We start from the raw sequence: 23,844 nt of genomic DNA on the forward strand, positions 1-23,844 counted from the left end.
GCCGCGACCGGAGCCGCCCCCGGAGCCGCCACCCCGGGGGCGGGGCCTGGGAAGGAGCCACCGACCCGCCACGCAACTCCGGGTGGGGTGGGGCTAGCGAGTGGGGAACCGGGCTGGGATTCGGGTCGGGGTCGTGCGCGGCTCGGGCACCGGCGGGTACGGGGGGCGGTAGATGGGGTCGATCTGCGTGGTGAGGTCGGTGCCGGCGGACCTGTTCGCCCAGGCGCGGGCGTTGCGGCGGTGGATCTCGTGCATCTGCGCCACGAACCGTTCCGGGTCGCGCACGGTCCGGTCGACCAGGCCCTGCAGCGTGGCCAGGGATGACCTGGTCTCCGGGTCGAGGTCGTCGAGGTGGAACGGCCGGCCCTGCTCCAGGGCGCGGACGGGCGGGCAGTGGCGGAAGCAGGCGCGCAGGTCCGCGCCGAGGTGCTCGCGCAGGAACGCGACATCCGAGTCATCGGAGATCTTGTTGCCCACGGCCGACACGGTGATCTCGTAGTCCGCCGCGTACTCCCGGTACTGGTCGTGGACGGCGACCGCCTTCCGGGTCGGCTCGCAGACCAGGAATGTGTGGTCGAAGCGGGTGAACAGCCCGGACGCGAACGCGTCGGCCCCCGCCGTCATGTCGACGACGACGTACTCGCCGGCGCCGTCCACCAGGTGGTTCAGTAGCAGCTCGACCGCGCCGAGCTTCGAGTGGAAGCACGCGACGCCGAGGTCGTCCTCGGTGAACGCGCCGGTCGCGAGTAGCCGGACACCGTCGACGTCCACACCGAAACGCTCCCACAGCGGGTTGTCGTCACCCGTCCGCAGCAGCCGCGACCCGGGGCCGGGCGGTGTCGTCTTGACCATCATCCCGGCCGACGGGATGCGCGGGTTGCTGCCGCGCAGGTAGTCCTTGATCACGTCGAGGTGTTCACCCATCGGCGGCGCCGTGGCCTCCTCGCCGCCCGCTCCGCCGAGCGCCGCACCGAGGTGCTGGTTGATGTCGGCGTCGATGGCCAGGACGGGATGACCTCGCGCGGCGAGGTGGCGGCACAGCAGGGCCGAGAGCGTGGTCTTTCCACTCCCACCCTTACCGACAAAAGCGATCTTCATGGTGGCTGTCTCCGAGGTCGTGGCGGCGGTGCCGCGATCAGAGTGGCATCATAACCGTTATCGTTTTCGATAGCCTGGAGGCGGGCCGCCGGGTGACAACGCGGACGCGCCGGCACGCGGACGCGCCGTGAGGTACGGGTGTGGGGAGTGCCCGGCTCGCTCCCGGGCCGATGGTCTGACCCGTGCCGGTGACCCCGGTGCCGCGCGGCTGTCCCGCGCGCGGCTGCCCTCCACATGGCTGCCCTGCGTGTGGGCTGCCCCGCGCGGGCGCCGCGGGATACCGCTGATGAAAGCGTTATCCTCGGGAAGATCCCGCGATGTTTCGGCGTGGCGAATTTGTTCAATTTCTTTTTCGGTAAACGGAAAGTTTTCTTCGTTACCTGTCGTTTACCGGGCGAAGCGTCGCTGTGACATGCGCCCGCCAATAATCTATGCGGGTTCGCCGGAATTCGGCCTACTCCGGTCGGCGCGCGGCCGAGAAAAGCGGGCTGTCGGGCGCGGGTGCACCGCGGTCGGCGGCCGCCGTCCTGTTCGGCTGATTGGAGAGGATATCATCATGCCATTCGTGATCACCTCCGCGTGCATCGATGTCAAGGACGGCGCGTGCCTGGGTGGCGGATGCCCGGCCGACTGCATCTACGAGGGAAACCGCAAGATGTACATAAACCCCGATGAATGCACCGAGTGCGGGGCGTGTGCGGTCGCCTGCCCGGTCGGGGCGGCGATGATCGACGAGATGGTCCCGGACGAGGAGCAGGATTTCATCAAGAGCGAGGAGCTGTTCTTCTCCGAGGTCCTGCCCGGCCGGGACGAGCCGCTCGGCGAGCCGGGTGGTGCCGCTGAGGTCGGCAAGATCAATGCTGACTCGGAATTCGTCGCCGTGTACAAGAAGTAGGTATCGCGGCGGGTGGAGGGGCACCTCGCCACGAGGCCACGCCGGCGGATGATCGCTGCCGGCCTCCAGACAGATGCGCCTGGTCCGCTCCCTGGTCGATACTCCGACCAGGGAGAAGCAGCGCCGTGAAGCCGTGCTTGCGATGCCCGTCCGTGGCCGAGGGGCGGCGTGCCACCACGGTGAGCGGACGCCGCAGCGATCGTCTGGGGGATCATTGGTGGAACGGTCACGCCGGTCGGGGCGGTCGTGGTGAGACCGCCCAGCCAGGACGCGCTCTGGGAGGCCGTCACCAGCCGCAACGAGGGCATTCTTGCCACGATCGGCGAGACCGGGCTGCCCCACCTCTCGAACGTCTACTACGTTGCCGACGCCGAGCGCCGGCTGGTCCGTGTCTCGACGACGGGCGTCCGGGCCAAGGGCCGCAACCTGCTCCGCGACCCCAGGGCCGTGCTGCACGTGCCCGGCGGCGACTTCTTCAATTTCGCCGTCGCGGAGGGCGAGGTCACGCTGGCGATCCCGAGCGCGCCGGGCGACGAGGCGACGGACGAGCTGTACGCCGTGCACTCGGTCTTCAACGGGGCGGCGGAGCGGCCGGCGTTCGACCACCAGATGCTCGAGGCAAGCCGCATGGTCATGCGGCTTGAGGTGAACCGCCTGTACGGCCTGCTGCACCGGGCCTGACGGGCCCGCCTCGTGGACGACTGGCAGGTCGGGGAAACGCCGGGAAGTGGAGGAACGCCCGTGGACGACTTCGCGGTGAGCTTCGAGGTGAGCAAGGACGTCGAGGCCATCAAGCAGTTGAAGGCCCGTTACTTCCGGCTGCTCGACACGAAGGACTGGGACGGCCTGCGCGGGCTCTTCACCGACGACCTGGTGGTCGACACCACCGGGTCGGGTGGCGGGGTGATCGCCGGTGCCGACGCGTTCGTGGGATTCGTCAGCTCCCACCTCGCGGAGGCGGTCACCGTCCACCACGGACACACCCCGGAGATCACGCTGACCTCACCGTCGGAGGCCACCGGCATCTGGGCCATGGAGGACCGGATCTGGTTCGCGAACGGCCACGCGATGACCGGTTTCGGTCACTACCACGAGACCTACGCGAAGACTGACGGCTCCTGGCGGATCGCCTCCTCGGCGCTGACCCGCCTCCGCGTCGACATGACCGGACCTGCCACCGCCTGACGGAAATCGACCCCCCCGCGAACGCGGGTCGTGGTATTTCCGTCGGCAGGGTCAGGGATAACGGGGCAGGTCAACCTACGGTGCCGGTCGGGCCGCCTCGGACCAGCCCCGGTCGCGCAACGCCTCCCAGGCGATGCGGACATGGGCGCTGGTGAACATCCTGTCCTTACGAGGGCTCCGCTCCCGGACGAGCCGGCCGCCCGGTCGCGGTCAGGTCGGGTCGATGTGACGGGTGAGGAGTGTGCGGGCGTCGCGGGCTACGCCGATCATGCCGCGCCGTGCGGCGCGGTCGGCGACATCGCGCAGGTCGTCGAGGTCCACGGGGTCGCCGGCGAGCGCGGCGAGCTCCGCGGCGAACAGGCGGCAGCGCAGCAGCGCGCCGACGCCCTGCGCGCGGGTGGCGACCTCCACGGCGGTCCGCAGATGCTCGCGCGCGCCCGGGAGGTCGCCGCCCAGTGCGGCCAGCCGGGCGAGGGCCAGCGCGACCGTACCGACGTAGCCGCACTGGCCGATGTTCGCGACGCAGTGCGCGACGGGCGTGAGCCGTGCCATCAGTGTGCTGACCTGTGAGCGCAGGCCGAGGTCGGCGACCGCGTGGGCGAGCATCGTCAGCCGCGAGTGGGTGGTCCAGGTGACCGGCTCGACCTGCGCGATCTCCGCGATCAGCAGCTTGTCGGCATCAGGCTCGCCGCGGGCGACCGCGGTCAGCGCCGGCGCCCACGGGACGAACGGGCTGATCGGCACCGGCTCGTCCGGCTCGTCCGGCTCGTCCAGCCGGCCCTGCTCCCAGCACAGAGCGAGCAGCGCGAGGTGGTACACGCCGCTCTCGTAGAGCTCGGTCTCCCGGTGCAGGGCGAAGGCGTGGTGGTAGATCTCCTCCGCCGTGGAGAGGTCGTCGTCCCGCCACAGCGCCAGTGAGCCCTGCGCCCAGCGGAACTGCACCCGGCTGGCCGGCAGCCGCAGCAGGTCGCTGCCGAGCGCGCCGAGCCGGACGTGCTCGGCGGACCCCGGGTCGCCCAGCTCCGTCTTCGCCAGGTAGAGCAGCCCGTGCGCGATCACCTCGTCGATCTGCGCGCTGGCGTGCGGGACGGTGGCCAGCCGGTTGAGCAGCTCGACGGACTCGGCGGCCCGCTCCGCGATCCCGGAGAACACCAGTGCCCGACTGAGTAACGCGTCGGCCAACGCCTCGTCGTCACCGATGCGTTCGGCCAGCTCGATCGCCCGGCGGCTGAGCAGGTCGGGGACGGAGCCGTCCGGGTCGTAGGCGCTGCCGACGGCGAGCGCGGCCAGCACCCGGACGTGCGCGGCGGGGTCGGCGGCGACGAGGGTCTCCAGGCCGGCGAGGCGCGCCAGCAGTGGTGCCGGGTCGTCGCCGTAGACGGCCCAGGGCCAGGATCCGCTGGTCCGTAGCAGCGCGGCGGCCAGCCGGCCGGCCGAGTCGAGCCGCCCGCGGCGCACCGCGTCGAGCAGGCCGGCGTCGACGACGTCGAGCACCGTCTGGCCCCGCCCGGCGCGGGCGAGCGCGCTGACCCGCGCGACGAGCACCTCGTCCCGGTCGATGTCGAGATCACCGGCGCTCCGGTCGAGGACTTCCAGCGCCTGGCCCCACCAGTGCGCGGCGGCTTCCGACTGCCAGCGGCGCTCCGCGTCGAGGGCGGCGGCGCGGCAGGCGTCGAACACGTCGGCGGACTCGGCCAGCGGCCAGGCGGCGGCGAGATGCGCGGCCCGGCGGGAGAGCGCCTCGCCACCACCGGAGCCGCCCCCGGCGGAGCCGCTGCCGGAGCCGCCGCCGGAGCCTCCGCTGCCTGGGCCGCCGTCCACCGGGCCGAGGGCCTCGGCCACCCGCAGGTGCAGCCGCTGGCGGCGCAGGCTGGAGATCCCGGCGACGACCTCGTCGCGCAGCAGCGCGTGCGCGAACATGTACCGCCCGGTGCCGGCGGCCTGGACGATCACATGTTCGTCCGAGGCCTCGTCCAGCAGGTCGGCGAGCTCGTCGCGATCGAGCCGGGTCACCTTGCCGAGCAGGTCGATGTCCAGGACGTCGCCGATGACGGCGGCGGCGCGCAGCACCTGGAGCACCGCCGGATCGAGGACGGCGAGCCGCTGCCCGAGCACCGAGCGCACGGCGACGGGTACCTTTCCGCCGGCGCGGTCCTCGGCGGGCAGGCGGGCGTACTCGCAGACGAAGAACGGGTTCCCGCTGGTCCGGTCGGCCAGCTCGGCGGCCTCGGCGTCGTCGATGGCCTGGCCGCTGATCCGGTTGACCAGCTCCGACACCTCGCCCTCGGTCAGCGGTGGGACGGCCAGCCGCCGTGATCCGTGCCGGCGGGCCGCGGCGGCGAGCAGCCGGTCGAGCTCGGGGCGGCCGGTGACGTCCCTGGCGGTCACGACGAGGGCCAGCCCGGGGCACGCCCCGGCGTCGGCGAGGTGGGTGAGTAGCCGCAGGCTCGCGGTGTCCGCCCAGTGGACGTCCTCGGCCACCACCAGCAGCGGACGGGTCCGCACGGCCTCGGAGAGTGCGTCGAGCACCCGGCCGTAGACGACGAACCGGGCCGCGTCCGCGTCGGCGCCGCTCGGCGGGGTCAGCAGATCGTCGGGGTCGGCGCCGAGGTCACGCAGCAGTTGGCGCACCGGCCACCAGGGCGGGACGGCGTCGTCGTCGGGGCACCCCGTCCGCGAGACCGCCCCGCCGGCCCGGTGCCAGCCGGCGGCGGCCTCCTCGGCGAGCCGGCTCTTGCCGATGCCCGCGGGGCCGGTGAGAACCACCCAGCGGACGGGCCCGGTCATCGCCTCGGACAGCACCGAGTCGAGCACGGCGATCTCGCGCACCCGGCCGACGAGTTCCCCGTACCGGACTCCCGGCGTTCCCTCGCCTTCGGACGCCCCGCTGCCGGCCATGGTGGTCGGGGCGGCGGGGCGGGCCGCGCCGACGGCGATCGGGTTGACGGCGATCGGGTTGGCGGGGTTGGCCGCGGCGGCGGTGTTGGCTGGGCCGGTGGAAGTGTTGGCTGGGCCGGTGGGAGCTGCCGGGGTGGTGGGAGTGGCTCGGCCGGCGGTGCGGGGGGAGGCTGGCCAGGAATCCAGCGCCGGGTCTTGGCGCAGGATGGCGCCCTGCAGGTCGCGCAGCGCCGGGCTGGCCTCCAGGCCGAGCTCGTCGGCCAGCCGCCGGGCGTGGTCGCGGAAGGCGTCGAGAGCCTCGGCCGCGCGCCCCGCCCGGTAGAGCACGATCATGTGCAGGTGGCAGGCGCGTTCCGCCAGCGGGGCGTCGTGCACCAGCTGGCGGGAGCGCAGCACCGCGGCGGTGATCCGCCCGGAGCCGAGCAGGCCGACGACCGCGCTCCGCTCGCACTGCGCCCACCGCTCGTCGACCGCGTTCGCCACGCCGCGCACCCACGGCTCGTCGCCGAACTCGGCGAGCAGCGGGCCCCGGCGCAGCGTCGCCGCCCGGTCGGCGGCCGCCACCGCGTCCGGCCAGTCCCCGGCGTCGGCGGCGGCCTGGGCCTGGTCGCACTCCCGCTCGAACAGCCGCAGGTCCAGGTCGTCCGGGGGGACGTCCGCCAGATAGCCCGGGGTGCGGCGGACGATCGGTGAGGTGGCCCGCTCGTCGTCGCGCAGCAGCCGCCGCAGGTTGGAGATGTGCGCGTGCAGGCTGGAGAGCATGCTCGGCGGATGCTCGTCGCCCCACACGGCGCCGGCCAGGCGGTCGACGGAGACCACCCGGCCGGCGTCGAGGAGCAGGGCGGCCAGCACCGCCCGCTGCTTGGGGCCGCCGAGCTGGACCGGCCGGCCGTCCCGGACGACCTCGATCGACCCGAACAGGCGGTAGTACGGCACGCCCCTCATGATGCCGTCTTCGCGGTACTGGCTCGCGGGATGCGGGATCAGGACCGCGCCCGCGACTGCACCAGACCGGCGGCGGCCCGCACCGGGTGTGAGGCGGCCATCCGCGCGCGCGGGTCGTAGCTGGCGGTGAGCGTGGCGAGGCGGGCCAGCGCGGCCATGTCGTACTTGAGCGCGACGAGCACCGGGTCCGTGGTCGAGCCGAAGTTCGGCGCGGAGATTCCACCGGACCACGGCTGCACCGCGTCCATCACCGCGGCGGCGTGCCCGGCTGTGGCCTCGACGATCGGCGGGGCGGCGATGCCGATGGTCAGCAAGGAGTAAGCCGCTTCCCGGTGGCAGACGGCGCTCGACTCCCGGGGCTCGCGGGCCAGCGCGCCGCCGAGCAGCCGCAGCTCGACGAACACCTGCGGGCAGTCGGCGGCCGGCCCGGTCAGCGCGAGCAGGGTGCGCACCGCGGCGTCCGGCAGCTCCCGCAGCAGCACCGACCGCTCGTGGACGGGCATCGGGTCGACCGGGTCGGCGTGGATCATCCCGAGCGCGGTGAACGGCATGACGCCGAGCCCGCCGAAGATCGCCGGCGCGAGGCCGCGGATCGGGTCGATCGCCCGCTCGCCGTCGGCCGGGTCCCCGACCCAGGCGTAGCGGACCGCGACGGTGCACCGGCCCGCCAGCGGCGGGGGCACCGCCGGCATCGCCGGCAGCCGCATGATCGCGATGGACGTCGACGCCTGCTCCGGCAGCCCCGCCGACCACGTCTTCCACGCCGACAGGACCCGGTCGGCGTCCGCGCCGTCGAAGTAGAGGCAGCCGCCGTAGATCCGGTCGACGTCCAGCAGTTCGAACTCGACGGCGGTGACCACGCCGAGCGCGCCCTTCCCGCCGCGCAGCGCCCAGAACAGCGCCGCGTTCTCCGTGGCGGTGGCCCGGCGCGGCTCGCCGTCCCCGGTGACGACGTCGAAGGCGGTGACGAGATCGCTTCCGAAGCCGAAGGTCCGCGCGACCGGCGACAGGCCGCCGCCGGTCAGGTACCCGACGACGCCGACGTGCGGCGCGGATCCGGCGAGCGCGCCGAGTCCGTGCTCGGCGGCGGCGTCGAGCACCCGCTGCCAGCGCACCCCGGCGCCGACCCGGGCCCGGCGGGTGGCCGGGTCGATGGTGACCTCGTCGAGGCGACCGGTGTGGACGAGCAGGCTCGGCCGGGTGTGGGCGAGGGCGCCGTGGCCGGTGGACTGGACGATGACGTCCAGGTCGTGGGCGTCGGCGAAGCGGACGGCGGTGACGACGTCGGTCGCGTCGGCGACCGCGACCACGGCCACCGGGGAGACGGCGACGGCGACGTTCCACGGGGTGGCGGCCGCGGCGTAGGCGGCGGTGCCGGGCAGCAGGACATCACCGCTGATCTTGCCGGCGAGGTCGGCCAGCGGCAGCTGCAGGGACGAGGAGTCGGGCGTGAAGGACATGACGGCTCCGTCTGGTCGAGCGGTGTCGAACGGGACGGGATGAGCGTGCGGTCCACCGCTTGGACCCCACTTGTCGTTCGCCGCCGCCCGCTTGCGCCCCGCCGCCGTGCCACTTGGACGCCGCCGCCGTGCCGCTTGGGCCCCGTGGCCGTGCGGCTTGGACGCCTGGTCGCGCCGCCCGGAGGCGCCCGGAAAAGCGAGCAGGCACCGCGCTCGGAACGCGCGGCAGCGATGAGGCCGAGCGCTTCTCCAGCGGCCCGGACCGCCCCCGGGTCTTACGATGGCCGGGTGAGTCCGACCGCCGCGCGAGACGTCGTCGTCGACCGTGCCGCCCTGTTGGACTTCATCCGTCCCCGGCACCGCGGCATCCTCATGACCACCCGCCGGGACGGCAGACCGCAGGCGTCACCGGTGACGATGGGCGTGTCCGGATCCGGCGACGTCGTGATCGCGACCTACCCGGAGCGGGCCAAGGTCCGCAACGCCCGCCGTGACGAGCGCGCCTCCCTCCTCGTGCTGTCGGACGAGTTCAACGGGGAGTGGGCGCAGGTGGACGGCACGATCACCGTCGTCGACCAGCCGGCGGCCGTCGAGGAGCTCGTCGACTACTACCGCAGCATCAGCGGCGAGCATCCCGACTGGGACGAGTACCGCCAGGCGATGGTCCGGCAGGGCAAGGTGCTGCTGCGGCTGCGCGTCGACGGCTGGAGCCCGATCAGCCGCGGCGGTTTCCCGGCCCGCCTGCTCCAGGGGGCCGACCAGCCGAGTCCGTCGAGCCCGGGCGGCGCCTGACCGCGACCGGGCGTCCTGGCGTCTGACCGCGGCCCCGGCGTTCCGGCGCCTCCCGCCCGCCGCGGTTCACGGCTTCGCACTGTTCCTGGAAGCTCGCGGTCCGTGGCTGTTCGCTGTCCAACGTGGCTCACGGCTCACGGCTCACGGCTCGCAGCCGCTGCCCGCTGTCCGTCACGTTCCCGCCCTCGGCTCCGCCGGACGCCTGAGGTCTGGATCTCGGCGCGCCGCCGGCGGTGCCCCCCAGCTGGACTCGGGCGGGCGCTGCGACCCGTCCCGGGACAAGCCATCCAGGCAATATTGACGTCGATATCAATAAGTGGTAATTTCGCCTCAGGTCAGTGATGACGTAAGGGGGTAGTCGTACGTCCCGGCCCCATGCCGTGCCGGGGGAGTCGTGCGGCTGTCTCGTGGCATTCGGCTGGAGTGGTTCGGCCAGCCAGTACGGAGGAATACGTGCCCGCGACCAAAGTCGACTTTCCCGTCTTCGACGCCGACAACCACATGTACGAGACACCCGACGCGTTCACGAAGTTCCTCCCCGAGGAATACGCCGGCCTGATCAAGTATGTGCAGGTCAACGGGCGTGACAAGATCGCGGTCAGGGGTGTGATCTCCGAGTACATCCCGAACCCGACCTTCAGCGTCGTCGCGCGGCCGGGCGCCTGGGAGGACTACTTCAAGAACGGCAACCCGGACGGGAAGTCGACCCGGGAGCTGATGGGCAAGCCGATCCGCTCCCCGGAGGCCTTCTTCTCCCCGGAGCCCCGCCTCGCCCTGATGGACGAGCTGAACATCGACCGGGCACTCATGTGGCCGACGCTGGCGAGCCTGCTCGAGGACCGGCTCCGCATGGACCCGAAGGCCACGCACGTGGTCGTCCACGCGCTGAACCAGTGGATGCACGAGCACTGGAGCTTCAACTACGAGGACCGCATCTTCGCCACGCCGGTCATCACGCTGCCGATCGTGAGCGAGGCCATCAAGGAACTCGAGTGGATTCTCGAGCGCGGTGCGAAGATCATCCTCATCCGGCCGGCTCCCGTGCCCGGCTACGAGGGTTTCCGGTCGTTCGCGCTGCCCGAGTTCGACCCGTTCTGGCAGAAGGTCGTCGAGGCGGACATCACCGTCGGCCTGCATTCCTCGGACGACGGCCTGACCCGCTACTACAACATGTGGGAGGGCCGGCAGGACGGTGAGCACCTCCCGTTCGCCTCGCCGTCCGCCTTCCTCGACATCATGCACCTCCAGGGCCGGGGCATCTTCGACACCGTCGCCTCGCTGATCGGGCACGGACTCCTCACGCGGTTCCCGAGCCTGCGGATCCTGCCCGTCGAGAACGGCTCCGGGTGGGTGCGTCCCTTCGTCGAGGCCGTCGGCACCTCGTACGCGCACAGCCCGAAGCTGTACGACGAGGACCCGCTGAAGGTGCTCAAGCGCAACGTCTGGATCCACCCGTTCCACGAGGAGAACCCGCGCGGCCTCATCGATCTCCTGGGCGTCGACCGGGTCGTCTTCGGATCCGACTACCCGCACGCCGAGGGGATGTCCGACCCGGTCTCCTACGTGAACGAGCTCGAGGGCCTGCCCAAGGAGGACATCGCCCGAGTGATGGGCGGCAACCTCGCCGAGGCGCTGAAGCTGCCCTTCGCAGCCTGAGGGCGTCCCGCCTTTCGCGGGTCGCACCCTGACAGACCGGCCTGGCCGGCATCGCACGAGTGATCCGTGCGGTGCCGGCCAGGCCGCTTTCGTGTGTGGTGGAACCACGAGCGCCGTCCCGCGAATGATCGTCGTCGGCGGAGTCGGCGGAGTCGGCGGCAGCGGCGGTGTCGGTGTCGGCGCCGGATTGGTCGTGCGGCCGTCGGGACTGCTCCGGTCAGTACTGCACGTGCGTGATGGCGGCCGCCGGGTCGTGCAGGGCCGGCCCGTAGTGCTCGGCGAACAGCTTCGCGACGAGCTCACCGCGGCTGCCGACGCCCACCTTGGCGAAGACCGCCTTGAGATGGTCCCGCACGGTGTGCGGTGACAGGAACAGCTCGGCGGCGATCTCCTGGTTGGACAGGTCCCGGGCGACCGCCCGGGTGATCTCCTGCTCGCGCACGGTCAGGCAGTACGCCTCGACGATGATCGGCGCGATCTGCGCCGACTTCGCCGGCTCGATCGTCAGCGCGGTGGGGCCGGGCCGGCCGTTCGGCTGGCGCAGGCAGGACGCGTGAATCGAGATCCAGCGTCCGGAGACCGCCCGCAGCCGCGCGGCGGCGGGCCCGCGGTCGCGGCCCTCGTGGACGGCGGCGGCCCGGGCGACCACGGCCAGCACCGGCGTCATCGACACCGAGGGCAACGCCCAGGACGGGCCGGCGAGCTCGGCGAACAGCCGCTCGGCGTTCTCGTCGAGCGAGAGCAGCGTCCCCGACGTGTCGAACAGTGCGGTGCCCGGACCGCTGGCCGCGCCCGCGGCAGCGGGCCGCGTAGGCACGGCGGTGGTGAAGGCACGCAGCGCGGCCGCGATCACCGGCATGAGCGTGCGGACGAGCTCGACCTCGGTCGCGGTGAACGAGCCCCGGGCCCGGGCCCGGGCCCGGTCCCGGTCCCGGTACAGGTCGACGACGCCCCAGGTGTTCCCGCCCGACCGGAACGCGGCGCGCAGCTCGTCGCCGTAGCCCTGCGGGGCGATGAACTCCCGGTACCGGGCGCTGCGGGCGGGCTGGTCGTCCGTCGCCGTGTAAAGCGTCGCGACGCCCGATTCGGAACGGGCGAGATCACGGAAGAGCAGGACGTCCTCGACGAGGCATTCGCGTTCCCAGTACGACTCGCATCGGCTGTTCTCGATGTTCTCCACCCGGACCGGGCTGGTGGCAAGGACGGTCAGCGGGTCGGTGGCGAACCAGCCCGCCCCGTCGAAGGGCACCAGCCGGCGAAGCCGGTTCGAGACATCCTCGAACAGCCCTTCGCAGGTCTCGGCTTTCGTGCAGACATCCGCCAGGGATGACAGCTGGCTCTCGACTGTCGACGTCGACCCGCGCACTGTTTCCCCCGTTGGTCACGCGCACCGCCCGGACGCGTCCGCGTGGCAAGTGTGCGGTCGGCGGGCGCGGGGCGACAACCCCCCATCTGTAGGGGTCGGTGAAAGGCCGGCCATCGAACCGGGGGAGGTGCGCTCGCGGAGGTCCCGCGATTCGCGGGATGGGTCCGGTCGGTGAACGGCGGCAGGCTTCTCGATGACGGCGACCCCCACCGCGGGAGCACATCATGAAGCTCGGAATCGCCCTTCCCAATGCTGTCCCCGGCGCACCGGGAGACGCGGTGACGACCTGGGCGCGCCGCGCCGAGGAATGCGGATTCGACTCCGTCGCCGTCATCGACCGCGTCGTGTACGACAGCGTCGACCCGCTGGTCGCGCTGGCGATGGCCGCGGCGGTGACCAGCCGCGTCGAGCTCGTCACCAACGTCCTCATCGCCCCGCAGCACCGGACGGCGCTGCTCGCCAAGCAGGCCGCGAGCATCGACCGGGCCAGCGGCGGGCGGCTCACCCTCGGCGTCGGCGTCGGCGTGCGCGCGGACGACTTCGCCGCCTGCGAGATCCCGTTCCGCAGCCGGGGCGCCCGCCTGGACCGGCAGCTCGACGAGCTGCGCGGAATCTGGAACGGGGAGTGGGGCATCGGCCCCGCCCCGGCCCGGCCCGGCGGGCCCCGGCTGCTCATCGGCGGCGACGCGGCGCTGGCCGGCCCGCGCGCGGCCCGGCACGGCGGCGGCTGGACGATGATGGTCGGCACTCCCGACCAGTTCGCCGCCGGTGTGGACACCGTGCACCGCGCCTGGCGGGAGGCGGGCCGACCCGGGACGCCGCGCACCATGGCGGTCTTCTACGCCGCGCTCGGCGAGGCGGTCCCGAACTCGCCGCCGGCGCGATCGGCCACTACTACTCCTGGCTCGGCGCCGACCTCGCCGGCTGGATCGCCGGCACCGCCGCCACCGACGAGGACGCCGTCGCCCGCCGCGTCGAGGAGTTCACCGCCGCCGGCGCCGACGAGATCGTCATCGCCCCCTGCTCGGCCGAGATCTCCCAGCTCGAGCGGCTCGCCCGCGTCGCGCTGCGCACTCCCGCCGCCGTCTGATCACCACCCGCTCAGCTCCTGATCGTCTTCGTTCGCTTTTCGCTTTTCGCCTTTCGTCGTCCTTCGCGCTCCTGTCACTGGAGGAAATCTCATGACCATCGCGCCTCCCGCCGCCTCCGCACTCGACCTGCTCGCCACCGACCTCGACGGCAGCCTGCTGCGCCCCGGCGACACCGGCTGGGACGCCGCCCGGCAGGCCTGGCACCTCGCCGTCGACCAGCGCCCCACCGCGGTCGTCGTCGCAGCCTCCGTCCGAGACATCGTCATGGTGGTCAACATCGCCCGCATGCTCGGCCTGCGCGTCGCGGCCCAGTCGACCGGCCACAACGCCGGGCCGATGGGCGACCTGGCCGGCTCGATCCTGCTGCGGACGTCCGCCATGCGCGGCGTGCACATCGACGCCCGCGCGCGGCTCGCCCGGGTGGAGGCGGGCGCGCAGTGGGCGGACGTCACCACGGCGGCCGGTGAGCACGGCCTCGCCGCGCTCGCCGGATCGGCCCCGGACGTCGGCGTCGCCGGCTACACACTCGGCGGTGGACTCAGCTGGCTGGGCCGCTCACACGGGCTGGCCGCGAACAGCGTCGTCGCGATCGAGGTCGTCACCGCCGACGGCGCGCTCCGCCGGGTCGACCCCGACCACGACCCCGACCTGTTCTGGGCGCTGCGCGGCGGGGGCGGCAGCTTCGGCGTCGTCACCGCCCTGGAGTTCCGGCTGTACCCGATCACGCAGGTGTACGCGGGAGTGCTGTTCTTCCCGGCCGAGCGCGCGGTGGAGGTGCTGCGGGCGTGGCGGGAGTGGCTGCCGTCGGTGCCCGACGAGGTCGCCTCCGTCGGCCGCATCCTGCACTTCCCGCCGCTACCGGAGCTGCCACCGCATCTGTCCGGCCGCTCGTACGTCGTCGTCGAGGCCGCCTGCCAGCTCTCGGTGGGGCAGGCCGACGAGCTGCCCGCCCCGCTGCGCGCCCTCGAGCCCGAGCTGGACACGTTCCAACCCACACCGGTCGGTGAGTTCGGGCTGCTGCACATGGACCCGCCCGGCCCCGTCCCCGCGCACGGCGACGGGATGCTGCTCGGCGAGCTGCCCGAACAGGCCATCGACGTGTTCGTGGACGTCTCCCGCGCGCACGGGCCGGCTCTGCTGTCGCTCGAGCTGCGCCACCTCGGCGGCGCGTTGCGCCCCGGCGCGATGGCGGGCGGGGCCGTCGACGGGATCGACGCGGCGTTCGCGGTGTTCGCCGCCGGCATGACCCCGACCGAGGAGGCGACCCGCGCGGTGACAGCCGCGGTCGATGCCGTCCACCGTTCGCTCGCACCGTGGTCGACGGGCGGGTGCTACCTGAACTTCGCCGAGCGTCCCAAGCCGGGGCAGGCGCTGTTCGGCGCGGACGTCCACCGTCGGCTGACCCGGATCAAGGCGGCCTACGACCCCGCCGACGTGATCCGGGCCAACCACCCGGTGCCACCCGCGAGCTGACGCCGCCGGCCCACCGCCGGCCCGCCGTCGGAACGCGGTCGGGACACGGTCGGGAGGCCGTCGGCCGGTCTATGCCGCGGATCGGGGGCCGTGCGCGGTCCAGCCCAGGCGGTTCAGCACCGCCTGGGCAGTGGCCGTGACCGGCGGCTGAACGGTGAAGTCGCCGTACAGTGCCACGAATCTCGGCCAGTAGAAGTCGATCACCTGCTTTCCCCGCTCGAACGGGTGGACGTACATCCACCTGAGCTCCCACACCCCGTCCATGAGCTTGAAAGCGACGGCGCCGGCGGCCACGAAGCTGACCGCGTTCACCCGCGGGGCGGAGAGCAGCCACACCCGCTGCTCCCCGAAGTTCAACGCCCGGGCGAGCGGAAAATCGTAGCCGCATTCCCGCTTGGCCGCGTTTCCGAACATCTCGGCGGCCTGCCGGAGGTCGAGCGGTGAATCCCGGGAAACCTCGATACAGTCCGGACCTTCACTCGCGCGACGCTGATAGGGAAGGACCGGCATGTCGATCCGGTATCGAGGTGAAAGCCGTTCCTCCTCGCTGAGCCATGTTTCGCGGTCAACCGGAGTGAGGTCGGTCATCGTTCCCCTTCACTGCGTGGTTCGGTCGTTCGCCGTTGAACCGGATCCGGGTGGGCGACGCCCTCGGGGTTGTTCCGGGCGGCGCCCCGGGCGGCGAACGACGACGATCACCCGACGGGGATGCCACCAAGCCTGACCGACCCGCCCGCCCCGCGAAAGATGCTGGATGGCCCCAGAACCGAAACGGATGGCACCTCGGTGCGGGCACCGCCCGCTCGCCGCCCGCTTGCCGCCCGGTCTGCCGCGGCCCGCGCTTCGGCAGCCCGTTTCTCCACAGCCTGGTCTTCCGCCACACGGTCATCCACAGCCCGGGGCCGCGCCGCCCTCAGCCGCGTTGATCCGAGGACACTGGGCGCATGTTGCCCGACCTCACGGTCGCCGGGGCGGACCTGCCCGTCCGGTCCACTCTGCCGGCGCTCGTCGCCGCGCTGACCGGTGGTGACGAGCACGGGTCGCGCTCCGCCGGCGGGGCCGCGGTGCTGGTGGCCCCGCCCGGCACGGGCAAGACGACGATTGTCCCGCTCGCGCTCGCAGACCACGTCCCGGGTCGGGTACTGGTCGTCGAGCCGCGGCGGATCGCCGTCCGCGCCGCGGCACGGCGGATGGCCACCCTCGCCGGCGGTGGTGTGGCGGGTGGTGCCGGGGCTCGCGCTGATGCTGTGGGTCGCGGCGGTGTGGGCGGGGGCGAGGTGGGTGGCGCGGTCGGCTACACGATCCGCGGCGAGCGCAGGGTCGGGCCGTCCACCAGGGTCGAGGTGGTCACGACAGGAGTGCTCGTCCGGCGGTTGCAACGCGACCCCGAGCTACCCGGTACCGACGCGGTCATCCTCGACGAGTGCCACGAGCGGCACCTCGACGCGGACCTGGCGCTCGCGTTCCTGCTCGACGTCCGCGCGGCGCTGCGCCCCGACCTGCTCCTGCTCGCCGCCTCCGCGACAGCCGACACCCGGCGGCTGGCCGCGATGCTCGGCGCGCCCGGCCAGCCCGCGCCGGTCGTCGGGACGGACGCCTCGATGTTCGACGTCGAGGTTGTCTGGGCGCCCCCACCAGGGGTGATCGCCCCGGCGCACGGCCTGCGGGTCGACCCGCGGCTGCTCGACCACGTCGCCGCGACCGTCGGGCGCGCGCTGCGGGAGACGTCCGGGGATGTGCTTGTCTTCCTGCCCGGGGCCGGTGAGATCGTCGCCGTCGCCGGCCGGCTCGCCGGGCACCGGGACGCGGTCGACGTGCTCACCCTGCACGGCCGCCAGGCCGGCGGAGCGCAGGACGCGGTGCTGCGCGCCGGTCCGCGTCGCCGGGTCGTCCTGGCGACCGCGGTCGCGGAGAGCAGCCTCACCGTGCCCGGCGTGCGGGTCGTCGTCGATGCCGGCCTGGCCCGCTCCCCGCGGATGGACCACGCCCGCGGGCTGGGCTCGCTGGTCACCGTGCGGGTGTCACGGTCGTCCGCCGGGCAGCGCGCGGGCCGGGCCGGCCGGGAGGCGCCAGGCCGGGTGTACCGCTGCTGGTCCGCCGCCGAGCACGATCGGCTGCCCGCCCAGCCGGAACCGGAGATCGGCGTCGCCGACCTGACCGGCTTCGCGCTGGAGCTGGCGGTCTGGGGCCATCCCGGCGGCGTGGGCCTGCCGCTGCTCAGCGACCCTCCCGTCGGCGCGATGGAGGCCGCCGGGGCCTCGCTGCGGGCCCTCGGCGCTGTCGACGAGACCGGCCGGGTCACCCCGCGAGGACGTTCGATCGCCCAGGTCGGGGCCCATCCGCGGCTCGCGCGGGCACTGCTCGACGGCACCCGGGCCGTCGGCGCGCGGCGGGCCGCGGAGGTCGTGGCGATGCTCTCCGGGGACGGCCCGGTGGGCGGCCCCTCCGACGACCTCGTCGCCGCGTGGCGCCGCCTGCGCAACGACACCGACCGGGCCGCGTCCGCCCGCTGGCGGGAGGAGGCCCGCCGGCTGCGCTCGGCCGCGGACGCCACACCCGCCGGGCCGGCTGGGCCTGCTGGGCCTGCCGGGCCCGCGGCCGGGGGAACGGGTGGGATGACCGACGATCTCGCGGCGGGGCTCGTGGTCGGCCTCGCCTTCCCCGAACGGCTCGCGCGGGCCCGTGATCCCGGCGGGGCGAGCTATCTGATGGCCGGCGGAACCGGCGCCGAGCTCACCGCGGGCTCGGCGCTGACCGGGGCGGAATGGCTCGCCATCGCGGTCGCCGACCGCGGGCCCGGCCGGACGTCCGCCCGTGTACGGCTGGCCGTCACCCTCGACGCGGCCACCGCGTGGGAGGCGGGCGCGGCGCTGCTGCGCACCGAGGACGAGGTCGCCTGGTCCGGTGGCGACATCGTCGCCCGCAGACTCGAGCGTCTCGGCGCGATCATCCGCACCGAGCGCCCGGTGAACAGGCCCGACCCGTCCCTGCTGCGGGCCGCGGTGCTCGACGGGCTGCGTGACGCGGGTCTTCCCGTGCTGCGCTGGAGCGCCGACACGCTCGCGCTGCGGGACAGGCTCGCGTTCTGCCACCGGGTGCTAGGCGTCCCCTGGCCCGACGTCACCGACGCCGCCCTGCTGGACTCCGCCCCCGACTGGCTCGGTCCGGACCTCGACGGCGTGCGGCGCCGCGCCGACCTCGAGCGCATCGACGCCGGCCGCGCGCTGCGCCGGCTACTGCCCTGGCCACAGGCCGCCCGGCTGGACGAGCTGGCTCCCGAGCGGGTGGCGGTGCCCAGCGGCTCCCGGGTGCGCCTCGACTACAGCGGCACCAGCGGCGCGGCCGGCCCCGTGCTGGCCGTGAAGATCGCCGAGGTGTTCGGCTGGGAGCGGGTACCCGTCGTCGCCGACGGCCGCGCGCCACTGGTGCTCCACCTGCTGTCGCCGGCGGGACGCCCGGTGGCGGTGACGAGTGACCTGGCGTCGTTCTGGCGCACGGGCTACCCGCAGGTCCGCTCGGAGCTGCGCGGCCGCTACCCCCGCCACCCCTGGCCGGACGACCCGACCACCGCCCCGCCGACCCGCCGCGTCGCCCCCCGCACCCGCGGCCGCTGACATGTCAGACGGCGCCGCCCCACGGGCCGGTGATGACGCAGGTCATCCCTGAAGGGGCGGGGCCGGCCCGCGACCAGCATCAGCGCAGGTGGGGGCACCTGTCAGAGCTTGCGGACGCGGGTCGCGCGGTAGCGGAAGCTGTCCTGCCGGACCTGTTCGTAGTCGAACTCGACGCGGTCGCCGGCCTCCAGGAAGCGGTACCCGTCCATCTCGATCATGCTGAAGCCAACCCACGCGTCGAACCCAGGCGGCAGGTCGGGGGAGGAGATCGCTCCCCACCCCCGCTCGGCGTTGTAGAACTTCACGGTGCCCTTGGTCATTGAGCCAGAATGACCTGTTCGCTCCTGCGCGGCGATCGAGTTTCGCGGGGCGGCCGGCCGTTCCAGCACGCCGCTTCGGACAGCTCCGAGAACCGCGGCGGCGGCGGCAACTCCCGCGACGAGCCACAGCCGGCGTCTGGCCCGCCGCCCATGCGCTTCCCCGTCGTCGACCACGAAGGTGGTTGTACGGCAAGGAACGCGCCGCCGCCATCCCCCGGGTCTTCGATCAGAGATCAAGCGGGGCCGCGATCTCTCCGCCTACGGCTATCCCGTCCGGACTGCCGGGTGGGAGTGGATCAACCGGTAGCACGCAGGTCCGCGCATCCGGACTCGTCCGGCAGCAGCGGGCGGAAGCTGACCTTCCACTGCCTGCCGTCGGACGTCCACCGTGTGGTGGTCACAGCCGTACGCGCCGCTGCCAGCAGCTTCGTCGCGTTGTCGCCGCTGGCTGTCACGCAGCTCAGATCGACGCCTCCGCCGACCGGCTCGCCCGGCAGCGCCGGCCCGGGCCAGGCGCGCTCAGCACCCGCCGGATCGCCGCCGCAGGGGTTGGACGGAACGGTGCTGTCGGAGGGGGAGGGGCAGTCTCCGACCCAGGGGGAGGCGATCGCGGCCACCGCAGCCGGAATGTACGACTCGGGTTCGCTGACCGCACCCGGGCCCAGCGCGGTGGGCAGGTCGGTGAGTGCCGTGAACAGCTCCTGGGCTGCCCGCCGTGCGGACTGCTGCTGCGCTGTCAGCCCGTGGCCGTCCGCCTCGAAGAGCGCTTCCACCTGCATCGTCTCGACGCCGGCCGCGGTCCGGAGGGTGAAGCGGGTCGACGGTGCATCCGCGACCGGTGGCTGACCGAAGTCCTGTTCGGCGCCGACGCCGGCCGCGGCCGCGCGGTCGACAAGCTTCCGCACATCGGCGGCCGAGATCCGCCTCAGTTGGATGTTCGGCAGCGCCGGCCCCGGATAGGCGAGGGTCTGCGGACCCTCGCTCATGACCCGGCCGTCGGGGTAGACGGCCACTATCGGCAGCCGGGTGGCCAGCATCTCCGGTGTCACGAAGCCGCCGACCCAGTCCACCCGCAGCACGGCGGTGTCGGCGCGGGCACCGGTGCCGGGGCTGTCACCGGCGGCGGCGCTGCCGCCGACGACGCTGTCCCGCACGTCGGCGGCGGCCCCGGCACAGGCCGCGGCCGCGAGAACCAGGGGTACGACGGCGGCCACCAGGCGGGCGCCGCGGAGCGTCATCATCGCCATGGCCCTTGGACGCAGCGGGCCCCGGTCCGGTTCCCCTCAGGAAGGGATGAACCCACAGTCCGCTGTCACGCCTTCCTGATGGCCTTCAGTGCGTACAGCAGCGGCACACGTGGATCCGTCTCCGGTAGCCGCCACCAGCCGTCCTCCCCGCGGACCATACGTTTCCACCGTGGCCACGGCAGCGCGTCGGTCTCCCTCAGCCCGGTCACGGTCAGGTCCGCCCCGACCAGCGCGTCGATCACCTCGCCGAGACCGTGCGTCCATTCATAGGCGACCGTCGCGCTCCCCAGCGCGGGGCCGTCGGTGTACGTGTAGGTCGCGTCGCGCTCGATCGGGCCCCGGCCCGCCAGGTAGTCATGGCGCAGCAGCAGTTCCTCGCCGACGCCCGGTGGGGGCTTGGGACCCAGCGCATTGAACAGCGGATGAAACTCCACCAGATACAGCCGGCCACCGGGACGCAGCAGACACGCGACCTCGGCGGCCCACCGGGGCAGATCGGGTAGATAACACAGCGCACCCTTGCCGGTGTAGACGACATCGAAACAACCTTGGCCCAGCACGCCCGCCGCGTCGTATACGTCAGACCGCACGTACCGTAGGTCGGCGCCGGCCCGCGACGCGATCTCCCGCGCCCGTGCGACGGATTCTCCGGAAAAATCCAGTCCCACCGCGCGGGCGCCTCGGCGTGCGAACGCAATGGTTTCCGTGCCGAGATGACACTGCAGATGGACGACGTCCCGGCCCGCCAGGTCGCCGAGGTCCTCCCATTCGAACGGCGCAAACCAGTCGAATGGTTTCCTGCTACCGTCGAGGCCGTAGAACGCGCTCGCCACGTGCACCGGGGTGCGGGCGTCCCAGTTCGCCTCGTTCGCCCGCATCATCCGCCGGACCTCGGCATCGAACTCCTGCGTCATGAGCCACAAAATAAGCGAGGCGCGCTCCGCGGCCTGTCGAACGCGGAACGAGTCTCAGTGGCCTTGGTGGGCCAGCCACGCCAGGGTGTCGTCGGTGATTTGGCGCCAGCCATAATCGAACAGAGCGGTGTGGGGGATCGGGAGATCCCTGGCCTCGAGGACGTGGTCGCCGACGCCGGACTGGCATGCTGGAGGCCCCTGCCTGTCAGCATGATGTGAGACGGTGACAGCCAACATCGAGAATGCTCTCGTTGCGGCCAGCCGTCTGGGACACTGCTGAGGTGAGTACCGGCTCGGCGCCGCCGCCCCTGAATATTCGATGCCTCACCGAGACGCCGAAGGACTACGGCGACTACGGAAAATTACTTTCTCCGCATCCCGTCGACGGCGAGATTGCCGCGTTGCTGCGTGAGGTTGAGGCGTTTGACCGATTCCCCGAGCTGATTGGTGCCCTGACGCCGCGGGTGGGCTGGGAGGCGCTGTGGGTCTTCGCGCGGCGCGCGGCCACGTTCGCGGTCCGGCGGCGTGACCCGGAGCTGCTCCGTGCCGGCCTGGTCGCGATCGGCGTGGCCAGCCGCAACAGCCTCGACTACCGGGACGAGCTGGTAGCGCTGGCGATGTTGTGGCACAGCGCAGGACTTCTCGACCTGGATGCGGAGGAGGAGGTCCGCGCAGCCGCGGCCAAGCTCCCGCTCTTCGTCGGCACGGCGAGGCACGCTCCGCCGTCGGAAGCCGAGGCCGACCGGCTGACGTGCTGGCTCGAACGGTCGCCACGCAATCAGTCGCTGGCCGTGATGGGGCTGCGTGAAGGAAAAGACAAAAGTGGCTTTCGCTATGTTCAGCATCTTTGACCGCGGCGCTCCGCCGACGACCGGCAGCTCGAGCTGCGCGAGCTACCGTCGGTCCGGACTCATCGGCCGATGTCATGGTCGCCGGCTTCGACCAGTCCACTTTCGTACGCGAAGACCACAACCTGGGTACGGTCGCGCAATCCGAGCTTGGTGAGGATGCTCGACACGTGCGACTTGACGGTCGCGGGTCCGATGAAGAGTTCCTGGGCGATCTCCGAGTTGCTGGACCCCCGGGCGACGGCGACCACCACATCACGCTCCCGATCGGTGAGGCGCTCCACGCGGCGGGAGGGGGCGGAGCCGACAGCACGGCGCTCGGTGAACCGCCCGATGAGACGCCGGGTGATCGACGGTGCCAGCAGCGCGCCGCCATCTGCCACCGTGCGGACAGCGCCGGCGAGCTGGTCGGCGGGGATGTCCTTGAGCACGAAGGCGCTGGCGCCGGCGCGTAGTGCCTGGTAGACGTACTCGTCCGGATCGAACGTGGTCAGGATGAGCACCCGCACGTCCCAGTCGGCCTCGGCGAGGATTCTCGAGGTCGCTTCGAGTCCGTCCATCGCCGGCATCCGGATGTCCATGAGGATCACATCGGGACGATGCTGTCGCGCCACCTCGATCGCCTCGAGTCCGGTCCCGGCCTCGGCCACGACCTCGATGTCGCCGTGTACCCGCAGGACCATGGCCAGGCCTCCGCGGACCAGCGCCTGGTCGTCGACGATGAGGACGCGGATGCTCATGCGGGACTCCCTCCGATCGGCAGGCGGGCGACCACCCGGAACCCGCCGCCCGCGGCCGGTCCCGCGTCGAGGCTCCCGCCCAGCAGCAGCGCTCGCTCCCGCATGCCGATGATGCCGTGGCCGCCCGGGCCCTCGCGGACGGCACCCGGCTCGAGCGCGGCGGCGCCGCGCCCGTCGTCACGGACCTCGATGACGAGGCCGTTCTGTTCGGTGACCAGGCTGACCGTGGCGGGTGCGCCGGGGCCGGCGTGCTTGAGCACGTTGGTGAGCGCCTCCTGGATGATGCGGTAGGCGAACAGGTCCAGGCGGGCCGGAAGCCCGGCCGGCAGTCCGTCCGTGGCCAGCGTCACATCCACGCCCGCCCGGCGGATCTGCTCGATGAGCCGGGGCAGTTCCGCGAGGCTGGGCTGGGGCCCGAGATCGTCGGGGCTGGTCTCCGGTCGTAGGACGCCGAGCAGATGGCGCAGCTCCTCAAGCGCCTGGCGCCCCGCCTCCTCCACCGCCTCCATCGCCCGCAGGGCGGCCGCCAGGTCCTCGGCGGCGACGGCTCTGGCCCCGCTGGCCTGCACCGTCATGAGGCTCACCCGGTGGGCGACGACATCGTGCAGCTCCCGTGCGATACGGGTCCGCTCGTCGGTGACGATCCGGCGGGTCTCGGCGGCCCGTTCCCGCCGGAGCTGCGCGGTACGGTCCCCGCGGAGTTGCACACGGCGTCCGACATACCAGGCCCCGAACATCACGAGGCTGCCGAAGACGGGCACCTGCCACCAGGGGCCCGGATCGTCGAGACCGTCGACGCTGGCCAGCGCGGTTGCGGCGGCGGCTCCCGCGGGTCCCCGCCAGTCCACGGCGGCGTAACGGCCCACCGCGTACAGGCCGATGATCGTGGGCCAGCCGAGATGGGTGGTACCGCCGCCGAGCAGCACGGCCCAGGTGGTCAGCGCCACGCCCAGCACGAGCAGGGGCGCTCGTCTGCGCCAGTACAGCGCCGGGTTGGCCACGGCGCAGCCCACGAGGACGAGGATCGGGGCGTCACCGATCGAACGAAACAACAGCGTGTCGCCGGGCCCGTCCACCACGAACACCGTCATGACGAAGGACGCGAGGGCGAGGGCGGCGTCCGCGGCGCGCGGCCAGCGGGCGAATGGACCCCGAAACCGCCCCGGAGCGTTCTCTGGTGGCGTCCGGAAGGGCGGCGCCGTGCGGTTCACCGTCACTTCTCAGCGCGGTTCACGGCTGGCGGCCGCGGTTTCGCAATGGGCACCGCCTCACGGTAGGCGAGGCCGGAAGAGTAGTCGCCAG

At 72.8% G+C, this 23,844-nt stretch carries 19 protein-coding genes; 9 read left to right on the forward strand and 10 right to left on the reverse strand.

Translation table 11 applies throughout. The annotated features are described in order from the left end of the window. Positions 1–93: 93 nt before the first annotated feature. Positions 94–1,098: an AAA family ATPase gene (locus tag E0504_RS28840; RefSeq protein ID WP_131626130.1), complete on the reverse strand. Its 1,005-nt coding sequence runs from the start codon at positions 1,096–1,098 to the stop codon at positions 94–96. A gap of 556 nt (positions 1,099–1,654) precedes the next feature. On the opposite strand from E0504_RS28840, the gene E0504_RS28845 reads away from it, so the two are divergent. The 3 genes from E0504_RS28845 to E0504_RS28855 all read left to right on the forward strand — a co-directional run bounded on the left by E0504_RS28845 (position 1,655) and on the right by E0504_RS28855 (position 3,178). Further along, the gene (locus E0504_RS28845; protein ID WP_112108998.1) at positions 1,655–1,993 is read left to right on the forward strand and encodes a DUF362 domain-containing protein; all 339 of its coding nucleotides are present in this window, start codon (positions 1,655–1,657) and stop codon (positions 1,991–1,993) included. A gap of 249 nt (positions 1,994–2,242) precedes the next feature. Beyond that, the gene (locus tag E0504_RS28850) at positions 2,243–2,674 is read left to right on the forward strand and encodes a TIGR03618 family F420-dependent PPOX class oxidoreductase (RefSeq protein WP_160144367.1); all 432 of its coding nucleotides are present in this window, start codon (positions 2,243–2,245) and stop codon (positions 2,672–2,674) included. A gap of 60 nt (positions 2,675–2,734) precedes the next feature. Next, a complete protein-coding gene (locus E0504_RS28855; RefSeq protein ID WP_112109002.1) occupies positions 2,735–3,178 on the forward strand; it encodes a nuclear transport factor 2 family protein in 444 nt (147 codons plus the stop codon). A gap of 210 nt (positions 3,179–3,388) precedes the next feature. Here E0504_RS28855 and E0504_RS28860 read toward each other — a convergent pair whose 3' ends face one another. Then, complete coding sequence (locus E0504_RS28860; RefSeq protein WP_131626131.1) at positions 3,389–7,021, reverse strand: BTAD domain-containing putative transcriptional regulator; 3,633 nt, start codon at positions 7,019–7,021, stop codon at positions 3,389–3,391. Positions 7,022–7,059: 38 nt separating this feature from the next. Beyond that, complete coding sequence (locus E0504_RS28865) at positions 7,060–8,481, reverse strand: FAD-binding oxidoreductase (RefSeq protein WP_131626132.1); 1,422 nt, start codon at positions 8,479–8,481, stop codon at positions 7,060–7,062. Between the two features lie 288 nt (positions 8,482–8,769). Here E0504_RS28865 and E0504_RS28870 point away from each other — a divergent pair, with 288 nt between their 5' ends. Next, a complete protein-coding gene (locus E0504_RS28870; protein ID WP_071064908.1) occupies positions 8,770–9,273 on the forward strand; it encodes a PPOX class F420-dependent oxidoreductase in 504 nt (167 codons plus the stop codon). A gap of 453 nt (positions 9,274–9,726) precedes the next feature. Next, the gene (locus tag E0504_RS28875) at positions 9,727–10,929 is read left to right on the forward strand and encodes an amidohydrolase family protein (protein ID WP_071064907.1); all 1,203 of its coding nucleotides are present in this window, start codon (positions 9,727–9,729) and stop codon (positions 10,927–10,929) included. 217 nt (positions 10,930–11,146) lie between these two features. Here the strand turns inward: E0504_RS28875 and E0504_RS54370 are convergent, their stop codons facing one another. After that, positions 11,147–11,788, reverse strand: coding sequence for a response regulator transcription factor (locus tag E0504_RS54370; protein ID WP_373693948.1), 642 nt, complete (start codon positions 11,786–11,788; stop codon positions 11,147–11,149). Between the two features lie 731 nt (positions 11,789–12,519). Between E0504_RS54370 and E0504_RS28885 the strand changes: the two genes are divergently transcribed. Further along, positions 12,520–13,407, forward strand: coding sequence for an LLM class flavin-dependent oxidoreductase (locus tag E0504_RS28885; protein WP_112108592.1), 888 nt, complete (start codon positions 12,520–12,522; stop codon positions 13,405–13,407). Positions 13,408–13,476: 69 nt separating this feature from the next. After that, positions 13,477–14,859 carry an FAD-binding oxidoreductase gene (locus E0504_RS28890; RefSeq protein ID WP_131626134.1) on the forward strand — a complete coding sequence of 461 codons (1,383 nt, stop codon included), beginning with the start codon at positions 13,477–13,479 and terminating at the stop codon, positions 14,857–14,859. 69 nt (positions 14,860–14,928) lie between these two features. Here the strand turns inward: E0504_RS28890 and E0504_RS28895 are convergent, their stop codons facing one another. Next, on the reverse strand, positions 14,929–15,447 hold the full coding sequence (locus E0504_RS28895) for a hypothetical protein (protein ID WP_071064903.1): 519 nt from the start codon (positions 15,445–15,447) through the stop codon (positions 14,929–14,931). A 356-nt stretch (positions 15,448–15,803) separates the two neighbouring features. Here E0504_RS28895 and hrpB point away from each other — a divergent pair, with 356 nt between their 5' ends. Next, on the forward strand, positions 15,804–18,473 hold the full coding sequence (gene hrpB, locus E0504_RS28900) for an ATP-dependent helicase HrpB (RefSeq protein ID WP_131626135.1): 2,670 nt from the start codon (positions 15,804–15,806) through the stop codon (positions 18,471–18,473). 101 nt (positions 18,474–18,574) lie between these two features. Here hrpB and E0504_RS28905 read toward each other — a convergent pair whose 3' ends face one another. The 3 genes from E0504_RS28905 to E0504_RS28915 form a co-directional block, all read right to left on the reverse strand. Continuing rightward, a complete protein-coding gene (locus E0504_RS28905) occupies positions 18,575–18,793 on the reverse strand; it encodes a cold-shock protein (protein ID WP_020464544.1) in 219 nt (72 codons plus the stop codon). 296 nt (positions 18,794–19,089) lie between these two features. Continuing rightward, positions 19,090–20,034: a cold shock domain-containing protein gene (locus E0504_RS28910; protein ID WP_112107872.1), complete on the reverse strand. Its 945-nt coding sequence runs from the start codon at positions 20,032–20,034 to the stop codon at positions 19,090–19,092. A 71-nt stretch (positions 20,035–20,105) separates the two neighbouring features. After that, positions 20,106–20,954: a class I SAM-dependent methyltransferase gene (locus E0504_RS28915; protein WP_041255161.1), complete on the reverse strand. Its 849-nt coding sequence runs from the start codon at positions 20,952–20,954 to the stop codon at positions 20,106–20,108. Between the two features lie 281 nt (positions 20,955–21,235). Between E0504_RS28915 and E0504_RS28920 the strand changes: the two genes are divergently transcribed. Continuing rightward, positions 21,236–21,805 carry a hypothetical protein gene (locus E0504_RS28920; RefSeq protein ID WP_112107871.1) on the forward strand — a complete coding sequence of 190 codons (570 nt, stop codon included), beginning with the start codon at positions 21,236–21,238 and terminating at the stop codon, positions 21,803–21,805. Positions 21,806–21,864: 59 nt separating this feature from the next. Here E0504_RS28920 and E0504_RS28925 read toward each other — a convergent pair whose 3' ends face one another. Both E0504_RS28925 and E0504_RS28930 read right to left on the reverse strand, forming a co-directional pair. Further along, complete coding sequence (locus E0504_RS28925; RefSeq protein WP_071064900.1) at positions 21,865–22,542, reverse strand: response regulator transcription factor; 678 nt, start codon at positions 22,540–22,542, stop codon at positions 21,865–21,867. Beyond that, positions 22,539–23,753 (reverse strand): sensor histidine kinase, encoded by a 1,215-nt coding sequence (locus E0504_RS28930; RefSeq protein ID WP_235014358.1) that lies wholly within the window; start codon positions 23,751–23,753, stop codon positions 22,539–22,541. Before E0504_RS28930 ends, E0504_RS28925 begins: the two co-directional genes overlap by 4 nt. Between the last annotated feature and the right edge of the window lie 91 nt (positions 23,754–23,844).

The organism is Parafrankia sp. BMG5.11, from assembly GCF_004337455.1.